This is a genomic window from Mesorhizobium jarvisii (assembly GCF_003601985.1).
In the GTDB taxonomy this organism is placed as follows: domain Bacteria; phylum Pseudomonadota; class Alphaproteobacteria; order Rhizobiales; family Rhizobiaceae; genus Mesorhizobium; species Mesorhizobium jarvisii.
Map to the genome: position 1 here is coordinate 226,516 of NZ_QZXA01000004.1, position 25,772 is coordinate 252,287.

A 25,772-nucleotide genomic window follows, 5' to 3' on the forward strand; every position below is an offset into this window, starting at 1 on the left:
GTCCCACGGAATGACAAAACACAAGGACATTTTGGGACCGATGAACCGACGAAGCGTGTCAGGATACTCATATCGGAACGCAAGCGCTGAAGGGGATCTCAATGTCGGTCGCAAGCATGTTCACTTCTCACCCCGCCAAGGTCGGCGAAACCTATTTCGGCCATATGGCCTTTGCCGCCTGGTTCTCCTCGCGCCTGCTGCTGGCGGCGGGCGCCGCGCTCGTTCACGCTTTCTTGCCATTTCTCTTCGAGACTACCGCCAGCCGAATCGTCCGCGAGCTCTACGAACGGACGCACAACAGAGGCACACACGCGACCAAGGAGCCGGCGGGTCTCATGGATCGCGCCTAGAGGACGACAGAAGCGATGTGCCGGTGGGCGGCCTATCTCGGTGAAGCGGTCTTTCTTGAAGACATTCTCACGGCGCCCTGCCACTCGCTGATCGCCCAGAGCCATTGCGCCCAGGAAGCCAAGTCGCCGACCAATGGCGACGGTTTCGGCCTCGCCTGGTATGGCGACCGGCCGCAGCCCGGCCTCTACCGCGACATCCTGCCGGCCTGGTCCGATCCCAATCTGAAGAGCCTGTGCCGGCAGATCAAATCCGGCCTGTTCCTCGCCCATGTGCGGGCCTCGACCGGCGGCGCCACCAGCCGCATGAACTGCCATCCCTTCATCTCCGGTCCCTGGTCGTTCATGCACAACGGCCAGATCGGCGGCTTTGAAAAGATCCGCCGCGCGCTGGAGAATTCGCTGTCCGACGCCGTCTTCGACCAGCGCGAAGGCACCACCGATTCCGAACTGTTCTTCCTGCTGATGATCGACGAGGGATTGGCTGGCGACCCGCAAGGCGCGGTCTCGCGCGCCACTGCCCGTGTGCTCGACGCCTCGCGCCGCGCCGGCCTCGAACCGGCACTGAAACTCACCGCCGCCTTCTCGGACGGGCAGGCGCTGCACGCGGTGCGCTATGCCACCGACGCCCATGCACCGACGCTCTACACCTCCTCCTTGCGCAAAGGCGGCGGCCGCTGCATCGTCTCCGAACCTTTCGATCGCGAGGGTGGAGACTGGCAGGCGATCCCGCCGTCGAGCTTCGTCACCATGACTGGGGATGGCATGGCCATCCGTCCTTTCGCGCCCGCATCGGCCAGGCTGGCTGTGGCCGTCTAGTCGCACTTGCAGCTACGCCGGGGGCCAGCGCCCCCCCTCTGTCCTCCCGGACATCTTCCCCACGGGGGGAGATCGGATGTCGCGACGGCTTTCGCCAATCTCCAACGTTGCAAGACTGAGCGAAGCGCCGAAGCTGCTAATCTCCCACTTGTGGGGTAGATGTCCGGCAGGACAGAGGGGGGGCGCCGTAGAGTACCGACCTCAACAGACGGCCGGCGCAATTCCGATCAAACGCAGCCAAGCTCCGAATGCTCAACTCCGCTTGAAGTCGTGCCGCTGTCCGCCATTTTCCAACCAAGCGGCCAAGCCGGAGCCTTGATCATGAATCCCGTCTTCTCCTCAACCGTCGAACTCGCCGCCGCCATCGCTCGGCGCAAAATCTCCGCCGTCGAAGCACTCGATGCCCATCTGGCGCAGATCGACCGGCACAATGAAGGCGTCAACGCAGTCATCTCGCTCGACAGGGAGGGCGCGTGCGAACGCGCAAAGAAGGCCGACGCGGCACTCGCGCGCGGCGCCACGCCCGGGCCGCTGCATGGCGTTCCCTTCACGCTGAAGGACATGCACAAAACCGTCGGCATGAAAACCACGGTCGGCTTCCCGCCCTTCGCCGACTATGTCGCGAGCCACGACAGCCCGGTCGTTGCGAGACTGAAGGCGGCCGGCGGTGTGCTGATGGCCAAGACCAATGTCGCCACCATGCTGTCGGACTGGCAGTCGGACAATCCGCTGTTCGGGCGCACCAGCAATCCATGGAACCTTGAGCGTACGGCGGGCGGCTCCAGCGGCGGCGCCGCGGCGGCGGTCGCGGCCGGCATGACGCCGTTCGATGTCGGCACCGACATGCAGGATTCAATCCGGCTGCCGGCCGCCTTCTGCGGCGTCTATGGCCTGAAGCCGACCGAACACCGCGTCTCGCTGGCCGGCGCCTTCCCAAATCCTGGCAATGCCGAACGCAGCGTGCGGCTGATGTCCTGCCTCGGCCCGCTGGCGCGCGGCGTGGATGACCTGTCGCTGGTCTATCAAATCATCGCCGGGCCGGATGGGCGTGACGCCGATCTGGCGCCGGTGCCGATCGAGACCACGCCGAAGCTCGACCTGAAGACATTGCGCATTGCCTTCGCGCCGTCCTTCTCCGGCTTGCCGGTAGCCGGCGCTATCGGCGTCGCGGTCGAAAACCTCGCAAGTCAGTTGCAATCGGCCGGCGCCCTCGTCGCGGAAGCGAAACTGCATAAGCTCGACCTGCACGACGATCTCGCACAGGGCGGCGCGCTGATCGGCATGATGATGGAGGCCGCACAGCCGGAGCCGCCGGAGCGACCGACACCGATCTCGCGCTGGTTCAAAGCGCTCGCCCGCCGCGACACATCCATTCTCGCCTGGGATCGGTTTTTCGACGACTGGGATGCGCTGCTTTGCCCGGTGGCCATGACCGCGGCCTTCTCGCATTGCGAGCCGGGCACGCCGATCAAGGTCGACGGCAAGGATCAGGACTACTGGATGCTGCCGGCCTATGGCGCCGTTTTCAACTACAGCGGCCATCCGGCGCTTTCCATGCCATGCGGAGAAGATCGCGACGGCCTGCCGATCGGCCTGCAACTGGTCGGCAAACGCTGGTCGGAGGCGCGGCTGCTTGGTGTCGCTGCGGCCATTGAGCCGCTTACCGGGGGCTTTCGCCGCCCGCCGGCTTATTGAGCAAAGCGCGACAGCCCATAGGGCGCCAGCAGCGGGTCGCGCTCGCCGTCGAGGATTTCCCTGGCCGCAAACAGGCCGACGGCCGGCGCCAGCGTGATGCCCGAATGCATGACCGCGACATAGAGCCCGCCCATGCCCTCGGCGCGGCCGATGATCGGAAAGCCGTCGATCGGATGGGGGCGGTAGCCGATGGTGTGGAAATCGAGTTCCAGTCCCTCGGCGCCGCGCAACGCCGCCTTCGTCACCGCGAACAGGTCGCGCGCCGTCGCTTCGGGGTTCTGGCCGGGATCGCCGCCGGCGAAATCCGAGCCGGCGATGATGCGGCCCTCGGCCGTCTGGCGCACATGCAGCCTCTCGGCGTGCACCAGGCCGTTGAGCAGCTTCTTGTGGGGCCGCGAATGGACGATCAGGCCGGGCGGCGTTTCGATCGGCAGCTTGATGCCGGCCGTCGCGGCGATGTCGGGAGAGCCGACGCCAGCGGCGATCACCACCTCGTCGGCGGCAATCAGCCCATGCGACGTGTCCACGCCGGTCGTCCTGCCGTTGGCCTGGGCCAGCGCCGAGACCGTGCTGGCAATGACCCCCGCGCCATGCCGTTCGGCATCCGCCAGCAAGGCCCTGGCCGTCGCAACCGGCTCGGCCACGCCTTCCTCCGCGACATAAACAGCGAATTCAGGAGGCTCGACGAGGTTGGGTTCGATTTGCGCCGCCCGCTCGCGGCCAACGCGTTCGATGCCGTAGCCCCATGAAGAATGTTCGGCCGCGTAGGCTTCGAGCCGGTCGGCCGGCAGGTCCCAGCATAGCCCGCCGCACCAGGCGAGCGGCAGCCCAGGCAACTCGTTCGCCAGTCGCCTCCACTCGGCCATGGCGCGGGTGCGCAGCCGGAAATAGATTTCGGGGTTACCCCAGCTGGCGTTGATCCAGGCAAACGAATTGGGCGTCGCGACACCACCCGCGCCGCTTTCGGAAATGACCGTGACCTGCGCTCCTGCCCTGGTCAGATGCCAGGCGATCGAGGCGCCGATAATGCCGGCGCCTATGACGATCACTTGTTTCACCGCAGCCATGTTCACTCCTTTACCTGTTGTCCGCCGAGGACGCTCTTGCAGTGCCACCCCATTCGTCGCTTGCCAACATCGGACACGGTAAAAATATGCGCTTGACATCAATACGTACGTACGTATTATTTGAACATGGCTAGACAATCACTCCGCGAAAAACTTCTCGACGCCGGTTTCCGGACCATCTGGAATTCAGGTTATGCCGCCGCTGGCGTGCGCGACATCGTTGCCGCCGCCGACGCCCGGCCGGGATCCTTCACCAACCATTTCGCCTCCAAGGAGGCGTTCGTCGGCGAAGTGCTGGACCGCTACTTCACCTATGTCAGCGGGCTGGTCGAGGCTGCGCTGGCGCAGGACGGCACGCCGCCCATAGGCAGGCTGCGCCGCTACCTCGACGTCATCACCTCGAAGCTCGAGGCGCATGACTGGGCGCGCGGCTGCATGATCGGCAATCTCAGCCTTGAGACAGCCGTGCACAGCGAGCCGTTGCGTTTGCAGCTCGTCGCCATCTTCGAGCGCTGGCGCCAGCCATTCGCCGTCTGCATCGCCGAAGGCCAGGCGGCCGGCGACATCGCCAAGACCTTCGAGGCCGAGGACCTCGCCGACTTCCTGCTGTCGTCCTGGCAGGGCGCCATGCTGCGCATGAAGGTTGAGCGCAGCCCCGAACCGCTCGAGCGGTTCAAGAAAGTCATCTTCAGCACGGTGTTTGCAAAGGAGCCGACCCCATGAGTTCGAAAGCCAACCCGCCTCAGCCGGTCGCCACCGCGCCGAGACGCTTGCAGATTCCCGCACTCGATTCGACCATGTCCTATGTCGAGGCGGGAGCGTCCGGCCCGACCGTGCTGTTCCTGCACGGCAACCCGACCTCGTCCCATATCTGGCGCAACATCATCCCGCATGTCGCCCCGTTCGGCCGCTGCATCGCGCCTGACCTGATCGGCTATGGCCAGTCCGGCAAGCCCGATATCGACTATCGCTTCTTCGACCATGTCCGCTATCTCGATGCTTTCCTCGACGCGCTCGACATCAGGGATGTTGTGCTGGTCGCGCAGGATTGGGGCACGGCCCTTGCCTTCCATCTCGCGGCAAGGCGGCCGCAGCGCATCCTCGGCCTCGCCTTCATGGAATTCATCCGGCCCTTCGAGCGCTGGGAGGATTTTCACCAGCGCCCGCAAGCCCGCGAAATGTTCAAGGCGCTCCGCACGCCCGGCGTCGGCGAAAAGCTGGTCCTGGAAGACAATGTCTTCGTCGAGAAAGTGCTGCCGGCCTCGGTGCTGCGCACGATGAGTGACGACGAGATGGACGCTTACCGGGCACCGTTCCCGACGCTGCAATCGCGCAAGCCGGTGCTGCGCCTGCCCCGGGAAATGCCCATCGAAGGCCGGCCCGCCGACGTTGCTGCCATCAGCCAGCACGACCATCGCGCGCTGCGGCTGTCCACCTATCCGAAACTGCTGTTCGCGGGCGATCCGGGCGCGCTGATCGGGCCGCAGGCCGCGCGCGAATTCGCGGCCGGTTTGAAGAACTGCGGTTTCATCAATCTCGGGCCTGGTGCGCACTATCTGCAGGAGGATCATGCCGACGCGATAGGCGGCGCCATCGCCAGCTGGCTTCCGGAGGTCGTTTTGGCGAACCGGATGGGCGAGCTGGCCTGAGGCAAGCCATGGCATCCGGGGGCGTCCGCGCCGCCGGACCGGTCGACAGCCCGGCACTACGCTGCTAGAAGCCCGGCCTGTCACACGGAAATCCCAGAGAATGCCCGAAACAATACCAGAGGAAGTGGCGCGCCGCCGCACCTTCGCGATCATCGCGCACCCCGACGCCGGCAAGACGACGCTCACCGAAAAGCTGCTGCTGTTCGGCGGTGCCATTCAGCTTGCCGGCGAGGTCAAGGCCAAGAAGGACAAGATCCAGACCCGGTCCGACTGGATGAAGATCGAGCGCGAGCGCGGCATTTCGGTCGTCACCTCGGTGATGACCTTCGAGTATGAAGACAATGTCTTCAACCTGCTCGACACGCCTGGCCACGAGGATTTCGCCGACGATACCTACCGCACGCTGTCGGCGGTCGACTCGGCCGTCATGGTCATCGACGCCGCCAAGGGCATCGAGCCGCGCACGCTGAAACTGTTCGAAGTCTGCCGGCTGCGCGACATTCCGATCATCACCTTCGTCAACAAGATGGACCGCGAAAGCCGCGACCCGTTCGAGATTCTGGACGAGATCGAGCAGAAGCTGGCGCTGGACACCGCACCTATCACCTGGCCGATCGGCCGCGGCAGGACGTTTTCCGGAACCTATCACCTGGCGTTGAACGCAGTGCGCAAGGGCGACGACGAGAAGGAACGTACGCCGGTCAACGGCCCCGATTCCAACCGCGTCGCCGGGCTGCTGCCGGAAAACGAGCGCGAGGCCTTCATCGAGGAACTGGAACTCGCGCGGGAAGCGTGCCGCCCCCTCGACATCGATGCCTTCCGCGAGGGCCATCTGACGCCGGTCTATTTTGGCTCGGCGCTGCGCAATTACGGCGTGCGCGACCTGATCGAGGCGCTCGGCGCCTTCGGCCCGCCGCCGCGCGCGCAGGAGGCCGACACCCGCAAGGTCGAGGCCACCGAGGACAAGATGACCTCCTTCGTCTTCAAGATCCAGGCCAACATGGACCCCAACCACCGCGACCGTATCGCTTTCGTGCGCGTCTGCTCGGGCAAGCTCGAGCGCGGCATGAAGGCCAAGCTGGTGCGCACCGGCAAGCCGATGAGCCTGTCGGCGCCGCAATTCTTCTTCGCCCGCACCCGCGTCACGGCGGATGAAGCCTTTGCCGGCGACGTCGTCGGCATTCCCAACCACGGCACGCTGCGCATCGGCGACACGCTGACCGAGGGCGAGGAAATTCTTTTCAGGGGCGTGCCGAACTTCGCCCCGGAAATCCTGCGCCGCGTGCGCCTCGGCGACGCCATGAAGGCGAAGAAACTCAAGGAAGCGCTGCACCAGATGGCCGAGGAAGGCGTCGTGCAGTTGTTCTCGCCCGAGGACGGCTCACCGGCCATCGTCGGCGTCGTCGGCGCCCTGCAGCTCGACGTGTTGAAGGAGCGGCTGAACTTCGAATACACGCTGCCGGTCGAGTTCGAAATGTCGCGCTTTTCCGTCTGCCGCTGGATCTCGGCCGACGACAAGGCCGAGACGCTTCGCTTTATCGAGGCGCATCGCGGCGACATCGCCAGGGACCTCGATAACGACCCGGTGTTCCTGGCCCAGCACGCTTTCTCGCTGAACTACGAAGCCGAGCGCTGGAAAGCGATCCGCTTCGCCACCATCAAGGACTACCAGGTCCGCGACAAGGCGGCGTGAGCTGTGTTTCTTCCTTCTCCCCTTGTGGGAGAAGGTATCGCCGAAGGCGAACGGATGAGGGGTGTTCCAGGGAACGCCAACGTCTCACTCCGCTGGAACACCCCTCATCCGTCTCGGCGCTGCGCGCCGATCCACCTTCTCCCTCAGGGGGAGAAGGAAAGATCGCGCGCTTCTCACCCCTTCGCCGCCTCTTCGAGCTTGGCGATGTCGATCTTGCCCATCTGCATCATCGCATTCATCGCCCGGCCGGCCTTGGCGCGGTCCGCATCCCCGAGCAGGCGCGGCAGCTGCTCCGGCACGACCTGCCAGGAAACGCCGAATTTGTCCTTCAGCCAGCCACAGGGTCCTGGTTCGCCGCCACCCTCCGTGAGCCTGGTCCAGAAATGATCGACTTCTTCCTGCGTCTTGCAGTCGATCGACAGTGAGATCGCCTCGGTGAACTTGTATTGTGGTCCGCCATTGAGCGCCAGGAACGGGACACCGTCGAGTTCGAACGAGGCCACCAGCACCTTGCCCTCATCAGCGTGGCCCTTGGGCCAACGCGTCACGCTCAGCTCCTTCGAATTCTTGAAGATGGACATGTAATGGTTCATCGCCTCCTCGGCCTGTCCGTCGAACCACAGGAAGGTGGTGATCTTCTGCATGCGTTTCTCCTCGTTTTCTCTTCGGGGTGCTTGGGGTGAAGGAAGCGTCAGGCGGCGCCCTTGGCAGCGTCCTGCAGGGAAGCAAGGTAGGCGTCGAGCTGGGCATAGCTCTCGCCCATGCCGCGAGTCATGCCGGTGCCGAGCGCGCCGTCGCGGGCCGCTTGCGAGGCGTAAAGCACCGTCTGCGTCAGCAGCGTTTTTCCGGCCTGTTCGGTGAAGACCACGGTCCCTATGGTTTCGCCACCCGTCCAGTCCTCGTCGAACAGTTCGGTGGCGACGATCCTGGCTGGCCGCACGATTTCGCGATAGGCGCCGCTCATGCCCATGCTGCGGCCATCGCGGTGCTGCCAGACGTAGCGCGTGGCGCCGCCAACCCTGAGGTCGATTTCACAGATCGCCAGCCTCCAGCCATCGGGGCCGTGCAGCCAGCCCTTCAGCAACTCGGGTACCGTCCAGCAGTCGAAGACCATCGGCCGCGACGCGTCGAAGATGCGGGTGATCTGGACCTCGCGGTCGCTAGGCGTTGTCACCGTCAGCGTGGCGACGGTCGAACCCGGCAAGGTTGTGGTGCTCATGATGGTCCTCCTCCTATTTGCCAAAGGACGTGCGGCAGGCCGGTGACCCGACACAGGCCGCGATTCTTTCTGGCTATTGGTCGGTACTGTCGGGGGCTTTCTCGGCCTTCATCGCGCCGAGCAACGCGTCGAGGCGCTGGAAGTTGCCTTCCCAGATCTTGCGATACCGCTCCAGCCAGTCATTGGCCTCTGCCAACGGTTTTGCTTCCAACCGGCACGGCCGGCGCTGCGCGTCGCGGCCGCGTGAAATCAGCCCGGCGTTTTCCAGCACCTTTAGATGCTTGGAAATCGAGGGCTGGCTCATCGCGAAGGGCTCGGCGAGTTCCATCACGGATGCTTCGCCCTGGATGAGCCGGGCAAGAATGGCGCGGCGCGTCGGATCGGCGAGTGCGGCAAAAGTGGCGTCCAGCTGGTCCATCGGATGTCCATAGCCAAAAGGGTATATACCCGATTGGATATATACAGGCGAGCTCCGCTCGTCAACCGCCCATTCGGATTTCGTGGCGCATTGCAAAAATGTGGCCAGACCATACTTGCGCGTCTATAAAGCCAGCGATCCGAATTCAGCTCCGCCGCGCCATTCCCGGGCCGAGGCCAGCCACCAAGGAAAAAACATGCCTGCCTATCGCTCCCGCACCACCACCCATGGCCGCAACATGGCCGGCGCACGCGGCCTTTGGCGCGCCACCGGCATGAAGGATTCCGATTTCGGCAAGCCGATTATCGCCGTGGTCAATTCCTTCACCCAGTTCGTGCCGGGCCATGTGCATTTGAAGGACCTCGGCCAACTGGTGGCGCGCGAGATCGAGAAGGCCGGCGGCGTTGCCAAGGAATTCAACACCATCGCGGTCGATGACGGCATCGCCATGGGCCATGACGGCATGCTCTATTCTCTGCCGTCGCGCGAGCTGATCGCCGATTCCGTCGAATACATGGTCAATGCGCACTGCGCCGACGCCATGGTCTGCATCTCCAATTGCGACAAGATCACCCCCGGCATGCTGATGGCGTCGCTGCGCCTCAATATTCCGACCGTCTTCGTCTCCGGCGGGCCGATGGAAGCCGGCAAGGTGGTGCTGGCCGGCAAGACGCAGGCGCTCGACCTGGTCGACGCCATGGTCGCGGCCGCCGACGACAAGATCTCCGACGAGGACGTCAAGGTCATCGAGCGCTCGGCCTGTCCGACTTGCGGCTCCTGCTCGGGCATGTTCACCGCCAATTCCATGAACTGCCTGACCGAGGCGCTTGGACTGTCGCTGCCGGGCAACGGCTCGACATTGGCCACGCATGCCGACCGCAAGCGGCTGTTCGTCGAGGCTGGCCATCTCGTCGTCGATCTCGCCCAGCGCTATTACGAGCAGGATGACGAGACGGCACTGCCGCGCAGCATCGCGTCGAAGGGCGCCTTCGAAAACGCCATGACGCTCGACATCGCCATGGGCGGCTCGACCAACACCGTGCTGCACATTTTGGCGGCCGCCCATGAGGGCGAGGTCGATTTCACGATGGAGGACATCGACCGGCTGTCGCGGCGGGTTCCGGTGCTCTGCAAGGTGGCGCCGGCCAAGTCCGACGTCCACATGGAAGACGTTCATCGCGCCGGCGGCATCATGGCCATCCTCGGCCAGCTCGATAATGCCGGGCTGATCAACCGCGACCTGCCGACCGTGCACACATCAAGCCTCGGCGAGGCGCTCGACCATTGGGATATTTCCCGCACCTCCAGCCAGAATGTCCGCGACTTCTTCCTTGCCGCGCCCGGCGGCGTGCCGACACAGGTCGCCTTCAGTCAGGACCGCCGCTGGGACGATCTCGATCTCGATCGTGAAAAGGGTGTCATCCGTTCGGCGGAAACGCCGTTCTCTAGGGATGGCGGCCTTGCGGTGCTGAAAGGCAATCTGGCGCTCGACGGCTGCATCGTGAAGACGGCCGGCGTCGATGAGTCGATCCTGAAGTTCACCGGCCCGGCCCGGGTGTTCGAAAGCCAGGACGCTTCGGTCAAGGCAATCCTCTCCAACGAGATCAAGGCCGGCGACGTCGTCGTCATCCGCTATGAAGGCCCGCGTGGCGGCCCCGGCATGCAGGAGATGCTCTACCCGACCAGCTATCTGAAGTCGAAGGGCCTCGGCAAGGCCTGCGCGCTGGTCACCGACGGCCGCTTCTCCGGCGGCACGTCGGGCCTGTCGATCGGCCATGCGTCGCCGGAAGCCGCCGAAGGCGGCACGATCGGACTGGTGCAGGAGGGCGACACGATCGAGATCGACATCCCCAACCGCACCATCCGCCTCGCCGTCAGCGACGCCGAACTCGACAGCCGCCGGGCGGCGATGGAAGCCAAGGGCGCCCTGGCCTGGAAGCCCGAGGAAAAGCGCAAGCGCAAGGTGACGACCGCATTGCGCGCCTACGCCGCCTTCGCCACCAGCGCCGACAAGGGCGCGGTGCGGCACGTGCCGGAGTAGCGCGGTTCTTCCTTCTCCCCTTGTGGGAGAAGGTGTCGCCGAAGGCGACGGATGAGGGGTGTTCCAGGGAACGCTAACGCCTCACTCCGCTGGAACACCCCTCATCCGTCTCGGCGCTGCGCGCCGATCCACCTTCCCCCACAAGGGGGGAAGGAAGAGGCGGCACTATGGCATCAGCTGATATTCATAAAGCTTCTGGTAAAGCCCGCCCTGCGTGAGCAGAGCACGATGCGGCCCGCTCTCCACCACCTTGCCGCCCTCCAGCACGACGATCGTGTCGGCCTGGTGCACGGTCGACAGGCGGTGCGCGATGACGATCGTCGTGCGGCCTTGGGTCAGCTGCTGCAGCGCGTCGCGGAACAGCGCTTCGGATTCGGCGTCGAGCGCGCTGGTCGCCTCGTCCAGCAGCAGTATTTCGGCATTGCGCAGCATGGCGCGCGCGATCGAGATGCGTTGGCGCTGGCCGCCCGACAAGAGGCCGCCATTCTCGCCGACATCGGTCTCGAAGCCCTTCGCCTGCGCCATGATGAAGTCATGCGCGTTGGCGGCCTTGGCCGCGGCGATCACCTCATCATCGGTCGCGTCCTGCCGCCCAAGCCGGATGTTGTGCATGATGGTGCCGGCAAACAGGAACGTGTCCTGGCTGACATAGGCGATCTTTTCCCGCAGTGAAGCGAGCGTGGCATGGGAAATGTCCTGGCCGTCGAGCAAGACCTTGCCGCTGTTCGGGTCATACATGCGCATGATCAGGTTCAGGATCGTCGACTTGCCGCCGCCGGAAGGCCCGACCAGCGCCGTCATCTTGCCCGCTTCAAGGGTCAGGTCGAACCGGTCGAGCACCGGCGGACCGTTCTGATAGGCGAAGCTGACGGCATCGAACCGGATCTCGCCCGGTCCAGTCCGAAGCGGCTTTGCATCGGGCTTCTCGGCCAGTGACAGCGGCTCGTCGGCGAGCTGGAACATCATGCGCACGCCGACAATGCCGCTTTCCAGTGAGATGCGCACGCGCGCCAGGCGCTTTGCCGGTTCATAGGCGAGCAGCAGCGCCGCGATGAACGCCATGATGTTGCCAGGCATCTGGCCGCCCTGCAGAACCAGCAAGCCGCTGACCATGACGGCGCCGGCGATCGCCAGCCCGGCCAGCGTCTCCATCACCGGGCTGGTCACCGCTTCCAGCGCGGCAATGTTGTTGGCCCGATCCTCGACGTCTGCCACCGCCTTGTACATGCGCTTGCGCATCAAGCTTTCGAGGTTGAAGGATTTGACTACGCGCACGCCGATAGCGGTTTCCTGCATCACCTGAATGATCTGGCCAACCGAGCGGAACTCCATGGCAGCGAACTTGCGCACACGCTTCAGGATGCGGTTGACGCCATAGATGGCCACAGGCCCGGCGACGAAGCAGATCAGCGACAGCACCGGCTGCTGCCAGACCATGACACCAATCAAGGCAAGCAGGGTCACCAGATCGCGCACATAGGAGGTGACGATCAGGTCGAGCACGTTGCGTGCCGCCTGGGCATTGTTGGTCATGCGGGTGATCAGATCGGATGACGAGGTCGAATGGTAGAATTCGATGCCTTGCGCCAGGATGCGGTCGTAGATCTTGCGCTGCCGGTCGGCGATGATGGCATTGCCGACGCGGCTCATGAAATAGGCCTGGACGAAATTGGCGAGGCCCTTGAGGATGAAGATCCCGGCGACCGCCGCCGCAATCATGTTGACGCGGTCGACCCGCTTGTCGATCACGAATTCATTGGTGATTTCGCGCAGGATCCAGGCGCTGGCGGCGGTCATGCCGGCCACCACCAGCATCGAAAGAATGGCCGCGCCATATCCGAACATATGCTCCCGGAACGATTCCCTGACCAGCCTTGCGACGAGGCGCTGGTTTTCCGTCGAGCGGAAGAAACGAAACAAAGGCCGATCCTTGGTGGCGGAATGACGAAGGCGGCTTATAGAGGGAGTTGTCCCCGGATGGAACCATTGGAGGCTTCTGGAAAGAAACCGCTGCGTCATGCGGTCTTTTGGGACACCATGGCAAAGTGATTCTTCAGGCGAGATGACGACAGATGGATTTCGACCTTATCGTTCGTGGTGGCACGCTGCCGGATGGCAGGATTGCCGATATCGGCATTAGCGACGAGACGATCGCGGCGATCGAGCCCGAATTGCAGGGTTCCGCCCGGATCGAGGTCGATGCCAGCGGGAATCTGGTCTCGCCCCCCTTTGTCGATCCGCATTTCCACATGGATGCCACGCTGTCCTATGGCATTCCGCGCATCAACGCCTCGGGCACGCTGCTGGAAGGCATTGCGCTATGGGGTGAGCTGAAGCCGCTTTTGACGCATGAGGCGGTGCGCGACCGGGCGCTCGCCTATTGCGACTGGGCGGTGTCGATGGGCCTGCTGGCCATCCGCACCCATGTCGACGTCTGCGACGACAGGCTGCTGGCGGTCGAGGCCCTGCTCGACGTCAAGAAAACGATCGCGCCCTATATCGACCTCCAGCTCGTGGCCTTTCCGCAGGACGGTTTCTACCGCTCGCCGAAGGCGCGTGAAAACACCATCCGTGCGCTGGACATGGGCGTCGATATCGTCGGCGGCATTCCGCATTTCGAGCGTACCATGGCCGACGGCACGCGCTCGGTGACAGAACTGTGCGAGATCGCGGCCAAACGTGGCCTGATGGTCGACCTGCATTGCGACGAGACCGACGACCCGCTGTCGCGCCACATCGAGCAACTGGCCTATGAAACGCAGCGCCTTGGCCTGCAGGGCAAGGTGGCCGGCTCGCACCTCACCTCGATGCATTCGATGGACAATTACTATGTCTCGAAGCTGCTGCCGCTGATCGCCGAGGCCGGCGTTTCGGCTATCCCCAATCCGCTGATCAACATCATGCTTCAGGGCCGCCACGATACATTCCCGAAGCGCCGCGGCCTGACCCGGGTCAAGGAGATGCAGGCGATCGGCATCCGTGTCGGCTGGGGTCAGGATTGCGTGCTCGATCCCTGGTATTCGCTGGGCACCGCCGACATGCTCGACGTCGCCTTCATGGGCCTGCACGTCGCGCAGATGTCGAGCCCGGCCGACATGGCGCGCTGCTTCGACATGGTCACCAACGTCAACGCCGCCATCATGGGTCTCGACCACCTCGGCCTCGCCGTCGGCAAGCGCGCCAGCCTTGTCATCCTCGACGCCGGCAATCCGATCGAGGCCCTGCGCCTGCGCGCCGAGCGCATCTGCGTCATCGCCAGGGGCAAGGTGGTGGCGGAACGGACGCGGCAGGATACAAGGCTTTCCATCCCGGGCCGGCCGGCGCTGGTCAACCGCAGGCACAAAGCCACGTAGGCCCAGCCGATTCCCGGTCCTGGTCTCGCGATTTCCCGGATTCTTCTCGTCAAAGCCGCCGCTTCCGTCTACGACGCGACTTAGGCGAGGGAGGAATCGGGATCGGCATGACGCAACCCGTTGCGCAGAATTCCACGATCAGGAACGTGCTTCTGGCCGGCATTCTGCTGATGCTGGCCGGCGACTTCCTGTTTGCGCTGAACGATGCGATGGGCAAGTGGCTGGTCGCCAGCTTTTCCGTCGGCCAGGTGGTGCTGATCCGCTCCATAGGCGCCTTCTTCGTTCTCGGGCCGATGATTGCGCATCAGGGTGCGGCCAAGCTGTTTCGCATGGAACGCCCTGAACTGCAGATCTTGCGTGTCGTCATGACCACGCTCGACACCGCACTTTTCTATGCCGCGGTCGTCTATCTGCCGCTTGCCGACGTCATGAGTTTCTACATGGCGGGACCGATCTATGTCGCGGCGCTCTCGCACCTGTTGCTCGGCGAAAAGGTCGGCTGGCGCCGCTGGGTGGCGATCCTGCTCGGCTTCTGCGGCGTGGTGATCATGCTGAAGCCGTCCTCTGCGGCGTTCTCGCTGTCGTCGAGCTTCGCGCTCGCCGGCAGCATCGCCTTTGCCTTCGCCATCATCCTCAACCGGCGCCTGCGCGGCACCAGCGACACCAATCTGGTGACATGGCAGACGATCGGCACGCTGCTGGTCGGCGGCGTGCTGACCATCGGCGCCTGGCAAACGCCGTCGGCGCTCGATTTCGGCGCCATGCTGCTGCTCGGCATCGTTTCCTGCAGTGCCCATCTGATGATCACGCGGGCGCTCAAGCTGGCCCCGGCCTCGACACTGGCGCCGCTGCACTACACGCTGCTCCTGTGGGCCGTGGTGTTCGGGCTGGTGTTCTTCGGCGACGTTCCCAGTCCGCGCATCCTGATCGGCTCGGGCATCATCGTTCTGGCCGGCCTGTTCATTTTCCACCGCCAGAAGGTGGTCGACACCACGGTGCCGCCCGAGAACGTGCCGAAGGGCGTGAATTAAAGCGGTTCCAGGAAAGTGTGAGAAGGCTTTCCGTCCGCGATTGCAGCCAAGCAAAGCATACGGCACGTCACACGCAGCCTTTTCAAAGCTCCGCATCTAGCGGCCGAAGGCTATCATCCGGAATTGTTAGAGTTTCCGGTCAGAAAATCCGATATTTACATCGATACTTTGCCGTGTACGTTGCCTTTCGGGCGCAATACGGGATTGATTCTTGCCTGGGAGAGGCTGGATCAACATCTCAAGAAAACTGCGACAGAGGGGGTGATGATGGGAAGTTTTTCCATATGGCATTGGCTGATCGTTTTGATCCTGATCGGCTTGCCGCTGGTGTTTGTTCTAAGAGCAGCGCCAGCCGGTGCGAACCGATTCGGAGAAATGCCGCCTTCGATGAATTTCGGTGAAGCAGTTTCAAGCTTCTTTCGAAATTATGTGAATTTTTCCGGCAGGGCCAGCCGCTCGGAGTTCTGGTATTCCTACCTCTTCATTTTCATTGTCGGTATCGTTCTTGTCATAGTCGATGCCATCGTGAAGAATGAAATCATCTCATCGATCTGGAATCTTGCCATCCTTCTGCCGACGCTTGCCATGACCGCTCGCCGGCTGCATGACATCAACAGAAGCGGTTGGCATCAACTCCTTGCTGGATTGTTCCCCATCGGTCCCATCGCGCTGATCATTTGGTATTGCAAAAGGTCTGACGACACGGTGACTTTGACTGAAATAGAGAGGGTTTTCAGGTAGGCTGGAGCCCCTGCCGCATGGAATTGATTTAACCCGTACGCACAGCCGCCAGGTGCCGTGAAAACTCCGGCGTCTCCATCAACGCCTTGCAGCGGGCGAAGCGGCCGTCGGCATAGGCCCGGAAATCGTCGACGGGATTTTCGTTGGCAAGCTGGATCAGCCCCCACAGCGTCCAGAGCAGATCGCACATGGCCTTGTAGATGACGACGCGGCCGCGCTCCGCCGGCCGCGCCTCGCCGCCGAAATAGGCGCGCATCAGCTCTTCGTCCTGGTCCGCATCGAACTTGCCTTCCACGCTGAGGTCGCCGAGATCCCAGAGCGGGTCGTTCATCCCCGAATATTCCCAGTCGACGATCCACATCCGCTCGCCCGTATCGAGGAAGTTCTCGCACAGCGGATCGCAGTGGCAAGCGACGAGGGGGAGCGGATGGGCGGCAAGCGCCGAGCGCACGCTGCCGGCCTCGCGCACCACGTCGTGATAGCCGGCAGGCAGGGTGACGTCCTTGGTCGACAGCACCTTGAGATAGTCGTCGATCATCGAAAACAGTTCGAAGCGGAAGGGGAACACCGCACCGGACGCGTGCAGCTTGCGGAAGGCTTCGCCGGCCCGGGCGGGGCTGCCCGCCCTCTCCCTGAATTTCTCCGGCGACATGGTCTGCGCGCCCGCGATGAAGCGCGTCACCATCACGCCGGTATCGGCGTCGGCATGCAGCACTTGCGGGCTGACGCCGGCTTTAGCCGCCTCGCGCGCGGCCACCGCTTCGTTGGCGCGGTTAATGTATTCCTCAGTACCTTTGCCTGGAATGCGCAGGCAGAGATCGCCGGCCCTGAAGACGAGATTGGTGAGGCCGCCAAGTCGCTCCAGCGGCCCGGTATAGTCGGCAAGCATGGGAATGGCGGCCAGCTTTGCCCGCGCTTCGTCTGTCACCATGCCCGCGCCCCCACGCCGTTATTTCTCTCTGCAACGGTTCCACAATTTTCGTCGTTTGGCTATCATCCGATCAAAGGCAACTCGATCAGGCGACACAGCAGCGATGACGGACGGTAAACATTTGGACGCGCTCAGCGCGGCCTACGCAGCCAAACGCCCGGAGGAGGTGGCCGCACTCTATGACCGCTGGTCGCAGACCTATGACGCCGACATGTCGGCCGCCGGTTATCGTCATCCGACGATCTGTCTGGCTCTGCTGACCCGCCATCTGCCGCGCGGCGCGACGCCGTTGCTCGATGCAGGCGCGGGCACCGGGCTCATCGGCGAATGGCTCGATATATCAGGCTATCCTGAAGTCGAGGCGCTGGACATCTCGCAAGGCATGCTGGACCAGGCCGCCCGCAAGGGTGTCTATTCCGCGCTGCATTGCCTCGCGCTCGGCGGCACGCTGCCCTTTGCCGACGATGCTTATGCCGGGATCGTCTCGGCCGGTGTCTTCACTTCAGGCCATGTCGGCGTCGAAGGGCTGGATGAGCTGATCCGTATCTGCCGCCCCGGCGGAATCATCGTGCTGACGGTCAAGAACACGCTGTGGGATCAGGGTTTTGCCGCACGCATCGCCGAACTCGAAGCACAAGGCGTCGTCACCCGTGCCGAGGAAACGCGCCCTTACGTCTCGATGCCGGGCGAAGCCGACACCGTGCCCAGCCGCGGCCTCGCCTTGCGGGTGAACTAGGCTTTTACCCTCCCCGCTGTCGGGTCGAACATCGGCTCGAGATGGATTCTGGCGGGCGTCCGCTCCATTGCGACAACCAGCTCGTAGTCGCCCGCGGCGAGGAAATCGTCGCTCACCCCGTCGCCGTTGCGCACATAGCCGTAGCCGATGTTCTTGCCCAGCGTGTAGCCATAGCCGCCGCTGGTCAGATAGCCGACCGGCTCGCCATTGCGCAGGATGGTCTCCCGGCCGAGCAGCACGATCTCCGGATTGTCGACCGTGAAGCCGGCAAAGCGCTTCTTCAACGGCGCGCCGACAACCTTCTCCAGTGCGCGTCGTCCGACGAAATCGGTGTTCTTCCTGAGTTTGACCGCCCAGCCGAGCCCGGCTTCCTGCGGCGTGTCGTTGGGTGTGATGTCGGATCCCCAGGCGCGGTAGCCCTTTTCCAACCGCAGCGATTCCAGCGCCCGGTAGCCGACCGGGCGGATGCCGTGCGTCTTGCCGGCCGCCATCAGCGCGTCGAAGACTTCGCCTGTCGCGGCGATCGGCACATGCAGTTCCCAGCCGAGTTCGCCGACATAGGTGACACGCAGCGCCCGAATCGTGTGGCCGGCGATGGCGATCTCGCGCACATGGCCGAACGGGAACGAAGCATTCGACACATCGGCATCGGTCACCGCGGCGAGCACGTCGCGCGCCTGCGGACCCATCAGCGACAGCGTGCCGAAATCCTCGGTGACATCGGTCAACTCCGCATCGTGACCCTCACCGATATGGTCGCTGATCCACGAGGCATCATGCGTGCGGAAGCCGGTGCCTGTGACGATGTAGAATTTCTCCTCGGCCAGCCGCGCCACGGTCAGGTCGGCCTCGATGCCGCCGCGCGTGTTGAGAAGCTGCGTGTAGGTCAGCCTCCCGACCGGCTTGCTGACGTCGTTGGCACAGATCCAGTCGAGCGCCTTGGCCGCGTCGGGTCCGCTCAATTCGTACTTGGCGAAGGACGACTGGTCGAAGATGCCGACCTTCTCGCGCACATGCCTGTGCTCGTCGCCGACCGCCGAAAACCAGTTCTGCCGGCCCATGGAATAGAGGTCGCGCGGCTCGACGCCTTGCGGCGCGAACCAGTTCGGCCGCTCCCAGCCGAGCTTCGAGCCGAACACGGCGCGCTGCTGCTTCAGCCTGCCGTAAAGCGGCGAGACGATGCGCGGCCGTCCGCTGGCATATTCCTCATGCGGGAAGCCGATCGTGTAATGCTTGCCATAGGCTTCCAGCGTGCGCTCGCGCACCCATTGGCGGTCGCGATGCAGGTTGGAAAAGCGCCGGATGTCGACCACCCACAGGTCGAGCGGCGCCTCGCCGTCGACCACCCATTGTGCCAGCACCCAGCCGGCGCCGCCGCCAGAGGCGATGCCGAAGGCGTTGAAGCCGGCGCCGACGAACATGTTGGCGCATTCGGGCGCCGTGCCGAGGATGAAATTGCCGTCCGGCGTGAAGCTTTCCGGCCCGTTGATCATCTGCTTGACGCCGACGGTTTCCAGCGCCGGCACACGCGCGATCGCCTGTGTCATATGCTGCTCGAAATGGTCGTAGTCGTCGTCGAACAGCCGGAACTCCCAGTCATTGGGCACGTCGCCTCCTGGGAGATCGGTCGCCCATGCCTGCGGGTTCGGCTCATAGCCGCCCATCACCAGTCCGCCGACCTCCTCCTTGAAATAGGTACGCCGGTCGGGGTCGCGCAGCGTCGGCGCGTCCGTCGCCAGTCCATCGATCTTCTCGGTGATGATGTATTGGTGCTTCACCGGCTGCAGCGGCACGTTGATGCCGGCCATGGCGCCAACCTGCCGCGCCCATTGTCCCCCGCAGTTCACCACCTTGTCGCAGGCGATGTCGCCTTGATCGGTCTTCACCGCCGTGATGCAGCCGCCCTTCATCTCGAAGCCAATGACGCGGACATTCTCATAAAGCTTCGCGCCATGCATCCGCGCGCCCTTGGCCAGTGACTGCGTGATGTCGGAGGGGCTGGCCTGGCCGTCGGTCGGCAGCCAGGAAGCACCGACCAGATCGCCGGTTTCCATCAGCGGCCACATCGCCTTGACCTCGGCCGGGGACAAAAGATGCATGTCCATGCCGAAACTCTTCGCCGTCGTCGCCAGCCTTTTGTACTCGGTCCAGCGGTCGGCATTGGTGGCGAGCCGCAGGCAGCCGGTCATTTTCCAGCCGGTGGCAAGGCCGGTTTCGGCCTCCAGCCCCTTATAGAGGTCGACCGAGTATTTGAGCACCCGGGTGATCGAGGCGGACGAGCGCAATTGCCCGACCAGGCCGGCGGCGTGCCAGGTCGAGCCCGAGGTCAGCTTGCCTTGTTCGAGCAGAACGACGTCGGCCTTATGGTCGCGCGCCAGATGATAGGCTGTCGAGCAGCCGATAATGCCGCCGCCGATGACGACGATGGCGGCCTGGCTGGGCAAGGTCATGATTTCAGGATCCCGTATTTTGTCCGGTAGTTTTCCAGCGCCGCGTCGAGTCGCACCAGATTTTCCTCGGTGTAGGCGACGTAGTCGATGCCGGGCGCGTCCAGATAGAGTTCCGACACCATGCTCCACATCGCCTCGCGCAGCAGCGAGGCGCATTGCATGGCAGCGTGCGAGCGGCGGATCGCCGCGTCCGGTTCCTTCATGAAATAGGCGGTCAGGAAGGCGAAGGATTCCTCGTCGCTCATGCCGGCATTCGAGGCGACGCCGGCAAGGTCGAACATTGCCGTGTTGAAGCCGGCATATTCGAAATCGATCAGCCACAGCCTGTTGCCGTCGTCGAGAATGTTGGCCGGCAAAAGATCGTTATGGCCGAAGACGATCGGCAGCAGCTTCTGCGCCCGCTCCAACTCGTCGGCCAGCGTCAGCAGGCGCGGCAAGTCGCTGCGCTTGCGGCTGTTGCCTTCCTCGAGCGTGCGCGCATAGTCGCGGATGACGTGGAACACCCAGAACATGAAGCCGGCGCCGGAGACATGGTTCGGCATCTCGCGATGGAAGGATCGCAGCAGAGCCGCCACACGGCCGAGATTGGCGCGCACGTCTTCGGCGAGGAAGGTCCTGGCGCCGAGAAACTGCGTCACCAGGATACCGGGTTCGGAATAGTGCACGGCAGGTGCGAAGCCGGCGGCATGGGCAGCCCGCGCGGTCATCACCTCGCGCTCGCGGAAGACATGGTGGAAGGGGTAGTCCTGGCCGAAGCGCACGACATGTTTGCCGGCAGCGTCACTGACCACATAATTGGCATTGCTCAGGCCGCCGGGCAGGGGGGCGATCTCGATGGCGCCGGTCCAGCACGGCAGGGCGCGGATGCGATCTTCGGCAATCACGGGATTATCCCTGGTTTGCTGGCCTGGTTTGCTGGGCTTCGACAAGGCGCCATGGACAGCGCGACGAGAGCGGGGAGAAACGCAAATAATCTCGTCGGTGCGGGACGCCAGGATCGGTATCCCGCACCGCACCGACGAGCCCCTTGGCCAGGATTCTGATCCCGGCATCCGCCCCCGCGGATCTGAAAATTCCTTGCGCCAGACGCGTTCAAGACCGCCTGGCCAGTGAGTTGCGGCTCTGCCATCGCCCTCCCGTTGCAGCTCCGAACCTCTGCTGCCCTGGATTTCACGCCAGGGTTGCCCGGTTGTCAATAAAGAGATGTGACTTTTTTTGGGTGTTTTGCCCGAAACCAAGGGGCGATATCTTTAAAAGTGCTTGAATTACCTTAAAACCGGTCAAAAGGCGAAGCTTGGGAAACCCAATGATCCATTCAAAACGCCATGGCGAGATCCTGCGTCTGCTGCAGGAAGAAGGAACCGTCACCATCGCCAGCCTGGCCGATCGGCTGGGTGTTTCATTGGAAACCGTGCGTCGCGACGTCAAGCCACTCACCAGCGACGGGTCGGTTCTGAAGATGCATGGCGCCATCGGCCTGCCATCCATGGTCGGCGAGGCGCCGTTCGAACGGCGCATGCGCGAGAATGCCGATGCCAAGCGCATCATTGCCCGCATGGTCGCCGCCACCATCCGCGACGGGGAATCGGTCATGCTGGACACCGGCACCACGACCTCATTCCTGGCCCGGGAACTGCTCGGCCACCGGCGCCTGACGGTCGTCACCAACTCTTCCGATATCGCCCGCACGCTAGCCACCATCAACGGCAACAAGGTCTACATGGCCGGCGGCGAATTGCGCAGCGATTCAGGTGCCGCGTTCGGCACTTCGGCCATCGAGTTCGTCAGCCGCTTCTCCGTCAGCCATGCCATCATCTCCACCGGCGCCGTCGATGCGGTGACTGGGGTCATGGACTACGATCTGGAAGAGGCCGAATTCGCCCGCATGGTGCTGTCGCGTGGCCAGCGTTCGCTCGTCATCACCGACCACACCAAGTTCGGCCGCCAGGGCCTGGTCCAGGTCTGTGGCTTCGACGGCTTTTCCGAACTCGCCACCGACCGTTCGCCGCCGCACGACATAGCCGCGGCGCTGGCGCAGGCCGGCGCGCGGCTCAGCATCGCCGGCGGCGAAGCCGGATTTTAGCCGAACACCAGCGACTGGTGGGCGCATACGCCGGCAAAAGTCCCGCCCGATACAGCGAAGGCGATGTTGTGCATCGCGCGTGCTGCGTCTCCGGCGGCATAGACGCCGGGAATTGTCGTCTGCTGCCGGTCATCGACAGATATCATCGGGCCGAGCAGGCCGTCCTTGAGGCCGCAGCCGAGTTGCTCGGCCAGCGGGCTCGTCATCGTGTTGCGCGGCGCGGTGAACATCGCCCTGACGCCGGCCGTCCGGCCGCCGTCGAGGTGGACGATCAAACCGCCGGAGCTGTCTTCCCTGAGTTCGCTGACGGTCGCGGGTTCGAACCTGACTTTCTTGCCATCCAAAGCGAGCATCTGCTCGGCGTCAGGCTCGATCTGGCCGTTTCCGAACAGCGTGACGTCGCCCCAATCGGCGATCAGCTGCGCCTGATGCATGGACATCGGGCCGGTCGCGAGCACGCCAAGCTGCCCGCCGGAGACCTCGTAGCCGTGGCAATAGGGGCAGTGCAACACGGTCTTGCCCCATTGCTCGGCAAGCCCGTGAACCTCCGGCAGGATGTCGCGCACGCCGGTGGCCAGCACCAGCCGCGCCGCGCCGAATGTCTCGCCGTCATCGGTGGTGATCTCGAAATCGCTGCTGCTGTTGGCGACGGCTCTGTCCGCACGGGCATCGACAAGTCTGGCTGTGGGATAGGCCAGCAATTGCCGCCTTGCATCGTCGAGGATGGCGCCTGGCGTGCGCCCGTCCTGGCCGAGAAAGCCATGCGAATGCGCGGCGAAACGGTTGCGCGGCTGGCCGGCGTCGATCACCAGCACGTTGCGCCGCGCCCGCGCCGCCTGGGTGGCGGCGGACAGGCCGGCAAAGCTGCCGCCGATGACGGCGAGATCATACTGCATGGCTGGAGACTCCGATGAGGTCATAACGGCGGCGGAAATCGGCGGTCAGGTCGGCCAGCGTGATGCGGCTTAGCTTCTCCGCCAGCAGCTTTTCGGCCGCAACGCGAAAATCGTCGAGCACGGCGATCACCGCTTGTTCGACAAGGCAGCCCGGGCTTTCCGGCGCGGTGCTGAACGGCAGCAGCGTCTCGCCAAGCGCGGTGCTGATCTCGGCCAGCGAGATGTTTTCGGGCGCGCGCCCGAGCAGCCAGCCGCCACCATGCCCGCGCGACGAGGTGACGATGCCGGCGTCTCGCAAGCCGGCGATGGTGCGACGCACCACCACCGGATTGGTGTGGATGAAGGTGGCAAGCTGCTCGGAGGTAAGCGCGTGCTCTGGCTTCTCGGCCATGTGGACGAGAATGTGCAAGGTGGAGGACAGTCGGCTGTTGCGTTTCATGTAACTTATTTAGTTACGATTTCAAAGATGTCAAACACGCCAACGCAATTTTGTCGTTTAGGGCAGTGCTATGCCGGCAAGGCGCGAAAACTCATCCGGAAGCGGGCGCCGCTCGGCTTGCCGTCGAGAATCTCGATGCGCCCGCCATGCAACTGCATGATTTCCTGCACCAGGTTGAGCCCGAGCCCGGCGCCGTGATCCTGCGGGCGCAGCCGGTAGAAGGGCTCGAAAATGCGTTCGCGCTCGGCTGGCGGTACGCCGTCGCCTTCGTCCCGCACCTCGATGACGGCCGGAGCTGTGACACTGACGGTGATCTTGCCGGCGCGCCCGCCGTGCTCGATGGCGTTCTGGACGATGTTGGTCACGGCGCGCTCGATCGCGGTGCGGTCGCCGGTGGCGAAAACCGCTTCCGGTTCCGGCTCGAACGACATCTCGTATCCGGCCGAAAACGCCATCGGCGCGAGGTCGACGATGACGCCGCGCGCGATCGCCACGAGATCGACTTTATCGAACGGTGATGTCTGCCGGTCGAGGCGTTGCAGGTCGAGCAACTGGTCGGTCAGCGTCGAAAGCCGCGCTGCGTCCTGCAGCAGCCGGGCTCGCTCCGGTGTCGCCGGCAGCGAGGCCAGGCGCGTGTTGAGGATGGCGACCGGCGTTCGGAGTTCATGGGCGGCGTCGGTCAGGAAGCGCTTGTGGCGCTCGTAGCCCTTGTCCAGGCGTGCAAGGGCGGCGTTCACCGCCTTGACCAGCGGCGTGACTTCCTTTGGCACATCCTCCAGCGGCAGCTGTACGCCGCGCTGGTCGATGTCGATGCGTTCGGCCTCGGCGGCGGCATGGCCAAGGCCCGATAGCGCGCCGCGCACCACCCACGGCGTCGCGAACAGCGTGGCCAGCGCCATGAGGCCGGCGAGCGGCAATATGCCTTGCAGGAAGAATTGCGGCGCCTGTCCGAGCAGGCGCAGCAGCGAAAGCCCGCCCTTGGTGCCGGTGAATATCTGGAGGTTGCCCGCGGCCGTTTCGGTCCAGCGGATCTTTGCATCCGGTGGCGCGCTCTCGCCGATGGAATGGTCGATACGCGCGTCGCTGATCGTGTCCAGCAGCCCGGCGAAAGGCTGGAAAATGGCCGGCACCGTGCCTTCCTGCAACCGCTGCCCCTGCTTGTCGCGGATGATGAACCAAAGGTCGGGAACATCGGATCGCAGTTTCGCCAGGTCCGAAGTCTCGCGCAGCACAAGCTTGCCGCCCGCATCGCGCGCCACGGCATCCGCCAGCACGTCCATCGTGCCGTCCTCATAGTCGTGCGGAATGAGGCCGGTGGCGAGCAACGCGCCGAGAATACCGACGATGATCAGCGTCAGCATCGCGCATTGCAGCAAGGCGATGCGCAGCACCAGGCTCCATTTGAGCGAACGCGGCCGCTTGATACTCATCGCTTGAGGGTCACGTCGTTTCGCGCAGGAGATAGCCGACGCCGCGAATGCCGTTGATCGTCACCCCGGCATCGGCGTCGGCGAGCTTGCGGCGCAGGCGTGAGACATGGGTGTCGAGTGCATTGGACTGGATCTCGTCGTCGAGCCCGAACACCGCTTCCATCAGCGCCTCGCGCTGCACCATGCGCCCGGTGCGCCGCATCAGCGCCTCCAAGACCAGCAGTTCGCGGCGCGGCAGGCTGAGCGGCTCGCCGCGGATCGCAGCCTCGCGATGTCCGACATCGAGCACCAGATGGCCGGCGCGGATGAATTGCGACTGCAGCGGCGCCGGCCGCCTGAGCAATGCGCGCAAGCGGGCCAGCAATTCCTCGAAGGCGAACGGCTTTGCCAGATAGTCGTCCGCGCCCATGTCCAGCCCATCGACCTTGTCGGACGTGTCGCCCTTGGCCGTCAGCACCAGCACGGGCGTGGTGTTCGCCGCCGAGCGCAATCTCGGCACCAGCGACAGCCCGTCGCCGTCCGGCAACTGGCGGTCGAGCAGGATGGCGTCGTAGCTGTCGACGGCAACGAAGCCTTCCGCCTCAAGCAACGTGCCGGCGTGATCGACCACCATGTCGTGGCGCTTCAGCGCGGCACGCAGTGCCGAGACCATTTCGGGCTCGTCTTCGACCAGCAAGATACGCATCCACACTCCCCGGCAACGTGCACACCGCATCGGGCGCTACCGCGCCAAC

General features: G+C 64.1%; 24 protein-coding genes. 12 read left to right on the plus strand and 12 right to left on the minus strand.

The features are described 5' to 3' along the window. The first annotated feature begins 101 nt into the window (after positions 1-101). The 3 genes from D3242_RS12130 (at position 102) to D3242_RS12140 (ending at position 2,861) form a co-directional block, all read left to right on the plus strand. Positions 102-350: a DUF6356 family protein gene (locus tag D3242_RS12130; RefSeq protein WP_038651849.1), complete on the plus strand. Its 249-nt coding sequence runs from the start codon at positions 102-104 to the stop codon at positions 348-350. Positions 351-365: 15 nt separating this feature from the next. Further along, positions 366-1,166, plus strand: a complete 801-nt coding sequence (locus D3242_RS12135) for a class II glutamine amidotransferase (RefSeq protein WP_019862917.1) — start codon at positions 366-368, stop codon at positions 1,164-1,166. 321 nt (positions 1,167-1,487) lie between these two features. After that, on the plus strand, positions 1,488-2,861 hold the full coding sequence (locus tag D3242_RS12140) for an amidase (RefSeq protein WP_064984719.1): 1,374 nt from the start codon (positions 1,488-1,490) through the stop codon (positions 2,859-2,861). Here the strand turns inward: D3242_RS12140 and D3242_RS12145 are convergent. Further along, positions 2,855-3,928 (minus strand): NAD(P)/FAD-dependent oxidoreductase, encoded by a 1,074-nt coding sequence (locus tag D3242_RS12145; protein ID WP_064984516.1) that lies wholly within the window; start codon positions 3,926-3,928, stop codon positions 2,855-2,857. The two genes, D3242_RS12140 and D3242_RS12145, sit on opposite strands and share 7 nt — an antisense overlap. A gap of 126 nt (positions 3,929-4,054) precedes the next feature. Here D3242_RS12145 and D3242_RS12150 point away from each other — a divergent pair, with 126 nt between their 5' ends. The 3 genes from D3242_RS12150 to D3242_RS12160 all read left to right on the plus strand — a co-directional run bounded on the left by D3242_RS12150 (position 4,055) and on the right by D3242_RS12160 (position 7,270). Next, positions 4,055-4,651: a TetR/AcrR family transcriptional regulator gene (locus tag D3242_RS12150; RefSeq protein ID WP_019862920.1), complete on the plus strand. Its 597-nt coding sequence runs from the start codon at positions 4,055-4,057 to the stop codon at positions 4,649-4,651. Then, positions 4,648-5,577 carry a haloalkane dehalogenase gene (locus D3242_RS12155; RefSeq protein ID WP_081296118.1) on the plus strand — a complete coding sequence of 310 codons (930 nt, stop codon included), beginning with the start codon at positions 4,648-4,650 and terminating at the stop codon, positions 5,575-5,577. The genes D3242_RS12150 and D3242_RS12155 overlap by 4 nt, the downstream gene beginning before the upstream one ends. A 100-nt stretch (positions 5,578-5,677) precedes the next feature. Beyond that, positions 5,678-7,270 carry a peptide chain release factor 3 gene (locus D3242_RS12160; protein WP_019862922.1) on the plus strand — a complete coding sequence of 531 codons (1,593 nt, stop codon included), beginning with the start codon at positions 5,678-5,680 and terminating at the stop codon, positions 7,268-7,270. Between the two features lie 173 nt (positions 7,271-7,443). Here D3242_RS12160 and D3242_RS12165 read toward each other — a convergent pair whose 3' ends face one another. The 3 genes from D3242_RS12165 to D3242_RS12175 form a co-directional block, all read right to left on the minus strand. After that, positions 7,444-7,914, minus strand: coding sequence for a VOC family protein (locus D3242_RS12165; protein WP_019862924.1), 471 nt, complete (start codon positions 7,912-7,914; stop codon positions 7,444-7,446). A gap of 47 nt (positions 7,915-7,961) precedes the next feature. After that, positions 7,962-8,489: an SRPBCC family protein gene (locus tag D3242_RS12170; protein ID WP_051112854.1), complete on the minus strand. Its 528-nt coding sequence runs from the start codon at positions 8,487-8,489 to the stop codon at positions 7,962-7,964. Positions 8,490-8,562: 73 nt separating this feature from the next. Beyond that, on the minus strand, positions 8,563-8,907 hold the full coding sequence (locus tag D3242_RS12175; protein ID WP_019862926.1) for an ArsR/SmtB family transcription factor: 345 nt from the start codon (positions 8,905-8,907) through the stop codon (positions 8,563-8,565). A 196-nt stretch (positions 8,908-9,103) separates the two neighbouring features. Between D3242_RS12175 and ilvD the strand changes: the two genes are divergently transcribed. After that, positions 9,104-10,948: a dihydroxy-acid dehydratase gene (gene ilvD / locus D3242_RS12180; RefSeq protein WP_027047695.1), complete on the plus strand. Its 1,845-nt coding sequence runs from the start codon at positions 9,104-9,106 to the stop codon at positions 10,946-10,948. Between the two features lie 165 nt (positions 10,949-11,113). Here ilvD and D3242_RS12185 read toward each other — a convergent pair whose 3' ends face one another. Then, positions 11,114-12,868, minus strand: a complete 1,755-nt coding sequence (locus D3242_RS12185; protein WP_064984518.1) for an ABC transporter ATP-binding protein — start codon at positions 12,866-12,868, stop codon at positions 11,114-11,116. Between the two features lie 152 nt (positions 12,869-13,020). Here D3242_RS12185 and D3242_RS12190 point away from each other — a divergent pair, with 152 nt between their 5' ends. The 3 genes from D3242_RS12190 to D3242_RS12200 all read left to right on the plus strand — a co-directional run bounded on the left by D3242_RS12190 (position 13,021) and on the right by D3242_RS12200 (position 16,073). Beyond that, positions 13,021-14,301 carry an amidohydrolase family protein gene (locus tag D3242_RS12190; protein ID WP_064984520.1) on the plus strand — a complete coding sequence of 427 codons (1,281 nt, stop codon included), beginning with the start codon at positions 13,021-13,023 and terminating at the stop codon, positions 14,299-14,301. Positions 14,302-14,408: 107 nt separating this feature from the next. Next, positions 14,409-15,332, plus strand: a complete 924-nt coding sequence (locus D3242_RS12195; RefSeq protein ID WP_064984522.1) for a DMT family transporter — start codon at positions 14,409-14,411, stop codon at positions 15,330-15,332. Positions 15,333-15,599: 267 nt separating this feature from the next. Continuing rightward, positions 15,600-16,073 carry a DUF805 domain-containing protein gene (locus D3242_RS12200; RefSeq protein WP_051726957.1) on the plus strand — a complete coding sequence of 158 codons (474 nt, stop codon included), beginning with the start codon at positions 15,600-15,602 and terminating at the stop codon, positions 16,071-16,073. Between the two features lie 28 nt (positions 16,074-16,101). Here the strand turns inward: D3242_RS12200 and D3242_RS12205 are convergent, their stop codons facing one another. Continuing rightward, a complete protein-coding gene (locus D3242_RS12205; protein ID WP_019862932.1) occupies positions 16,102-17,004 on the minus strand; it encodes a phosphotransferase family protein in 903 nt (300 codons plus the stop codon). Positions 17,005-17,107: 103 nt separating this feature from the next. On the opposite strand from D3242_RS12205, the gene D3242_RS12210 reads away from it, so the two are divergent. Continuing rightward, complete coding sequence (locus D3242_RS12210) at positions 17,108-17,740, plus strand: class I SAM-dependent DNA methyltransferase (RefSeq protein WP_038651863.1); 633 nt, start codon at positions 17,108-17,110, stop codon at positions 17,738-17,740. Here D3242_RS12210 and D3242_RS12215 read toward each other — a convergent pair. Further along, positions 17,737-20,190, minus strand: a complete 2,454-nt coding sequence (locus D3242_RS12215) for a GcvT family protein (protein WP_064984523.1) — start codon at positions 20,188-20,190, stop codon at positions 17,737-17,739. The two genes, D3242_RS12210 and D3242_RS12215, sit on opposite strands and share 4 nt — an antisense overlap. Then, on the minus strand, positions 20,187-21,074 hold the full coding sequence (locus D3242_RS12220) for a phosphotransferase family protein (protein WP_019862935.1): 888 nt from the start codon (positions 21,072-21,074) through the stop codon (positions 20,187-20,189). Before D3242_RS12220 ends, D3242_RS12215 begins: the two co-directional genes overlap by 4 nt. Before the next feature lie 422 nt (positions 21,075-21,496). On the opposite strand from D3242_RS12220, the gene D3242_RS12225 reads away from it, so the two are divergent. Beyond that, on the plus strand, positions 21,497-22,273 hold the full coding sequence (locus tag D3242_RS12225) for a DeoR/GlpR family DNA-binding transcription regulator (RefSeq protein WP_019862936.1): 777 nt from the start codon (positions 21,497-21,499) through the stop codon (positions 22,271-22,273). Here D3242_RS12225 and D3242_RS12230 read toward each other — a convergent pair. From D3242_RS12230 to D3242_RS12245, 4 genes are all read right to left on the minus strand, one after another. Further along, positions 22,270-23,169, minus strand: coding sequence for an NAD(P)/FAD-dependent oxidoreductase (locus D3242_RS12230; RefSeq protein WP_038651872.1), 900 nt, complete (start codon positions 23,167-23,169; stop codon positions 22,270-22,272). The two genes, D3242_RS12225 and D3242_RS12230, sit on opposite strands and share 4 nt — an antisense overlap. After that, a complete protein-coding gene (locus D3242_RS12235) occupies positions 23,159-23,608 on the minus strand; it encodes an RrF2 family transcriptional regulator (protein WP_038651875.1) in 450 nt (149 codons plus the stop codon). The genes D3242_RS12230 and D3242_RS12235 overlap by 11 nt, the downstream gene beginning before the upstream one ends. A 68-nt stretch (positions 23,609-23,676) precedes the next feature. Next, the gene (locus D3242_RS12240; RefSeq protein WP_064984525.1) at positions 23,677-25,038 is read right to left on the minus strand and encodes a sensor histidine kinase; all 1,362 of its coding nucleotides are present in this window, start codon (positions 25,036-25,038) and stop codon (positions 23,677-23,679) included. A gap of 10 nt (positions 25,039-25,048) precedes the next feature. Next, positions 25,049-25,723: a response regulator transcription factor gene (locus tag D3242_RS12245; protein ID WP_064984526.1), complete on the minus strand. Its 675-nt coding sequence runs from the start codon at positions 25,721-25,723 to the stop codon at positions 25,049-25,051. Positions 25,724-25,772 lie beyond the last annotated feature (49 nt).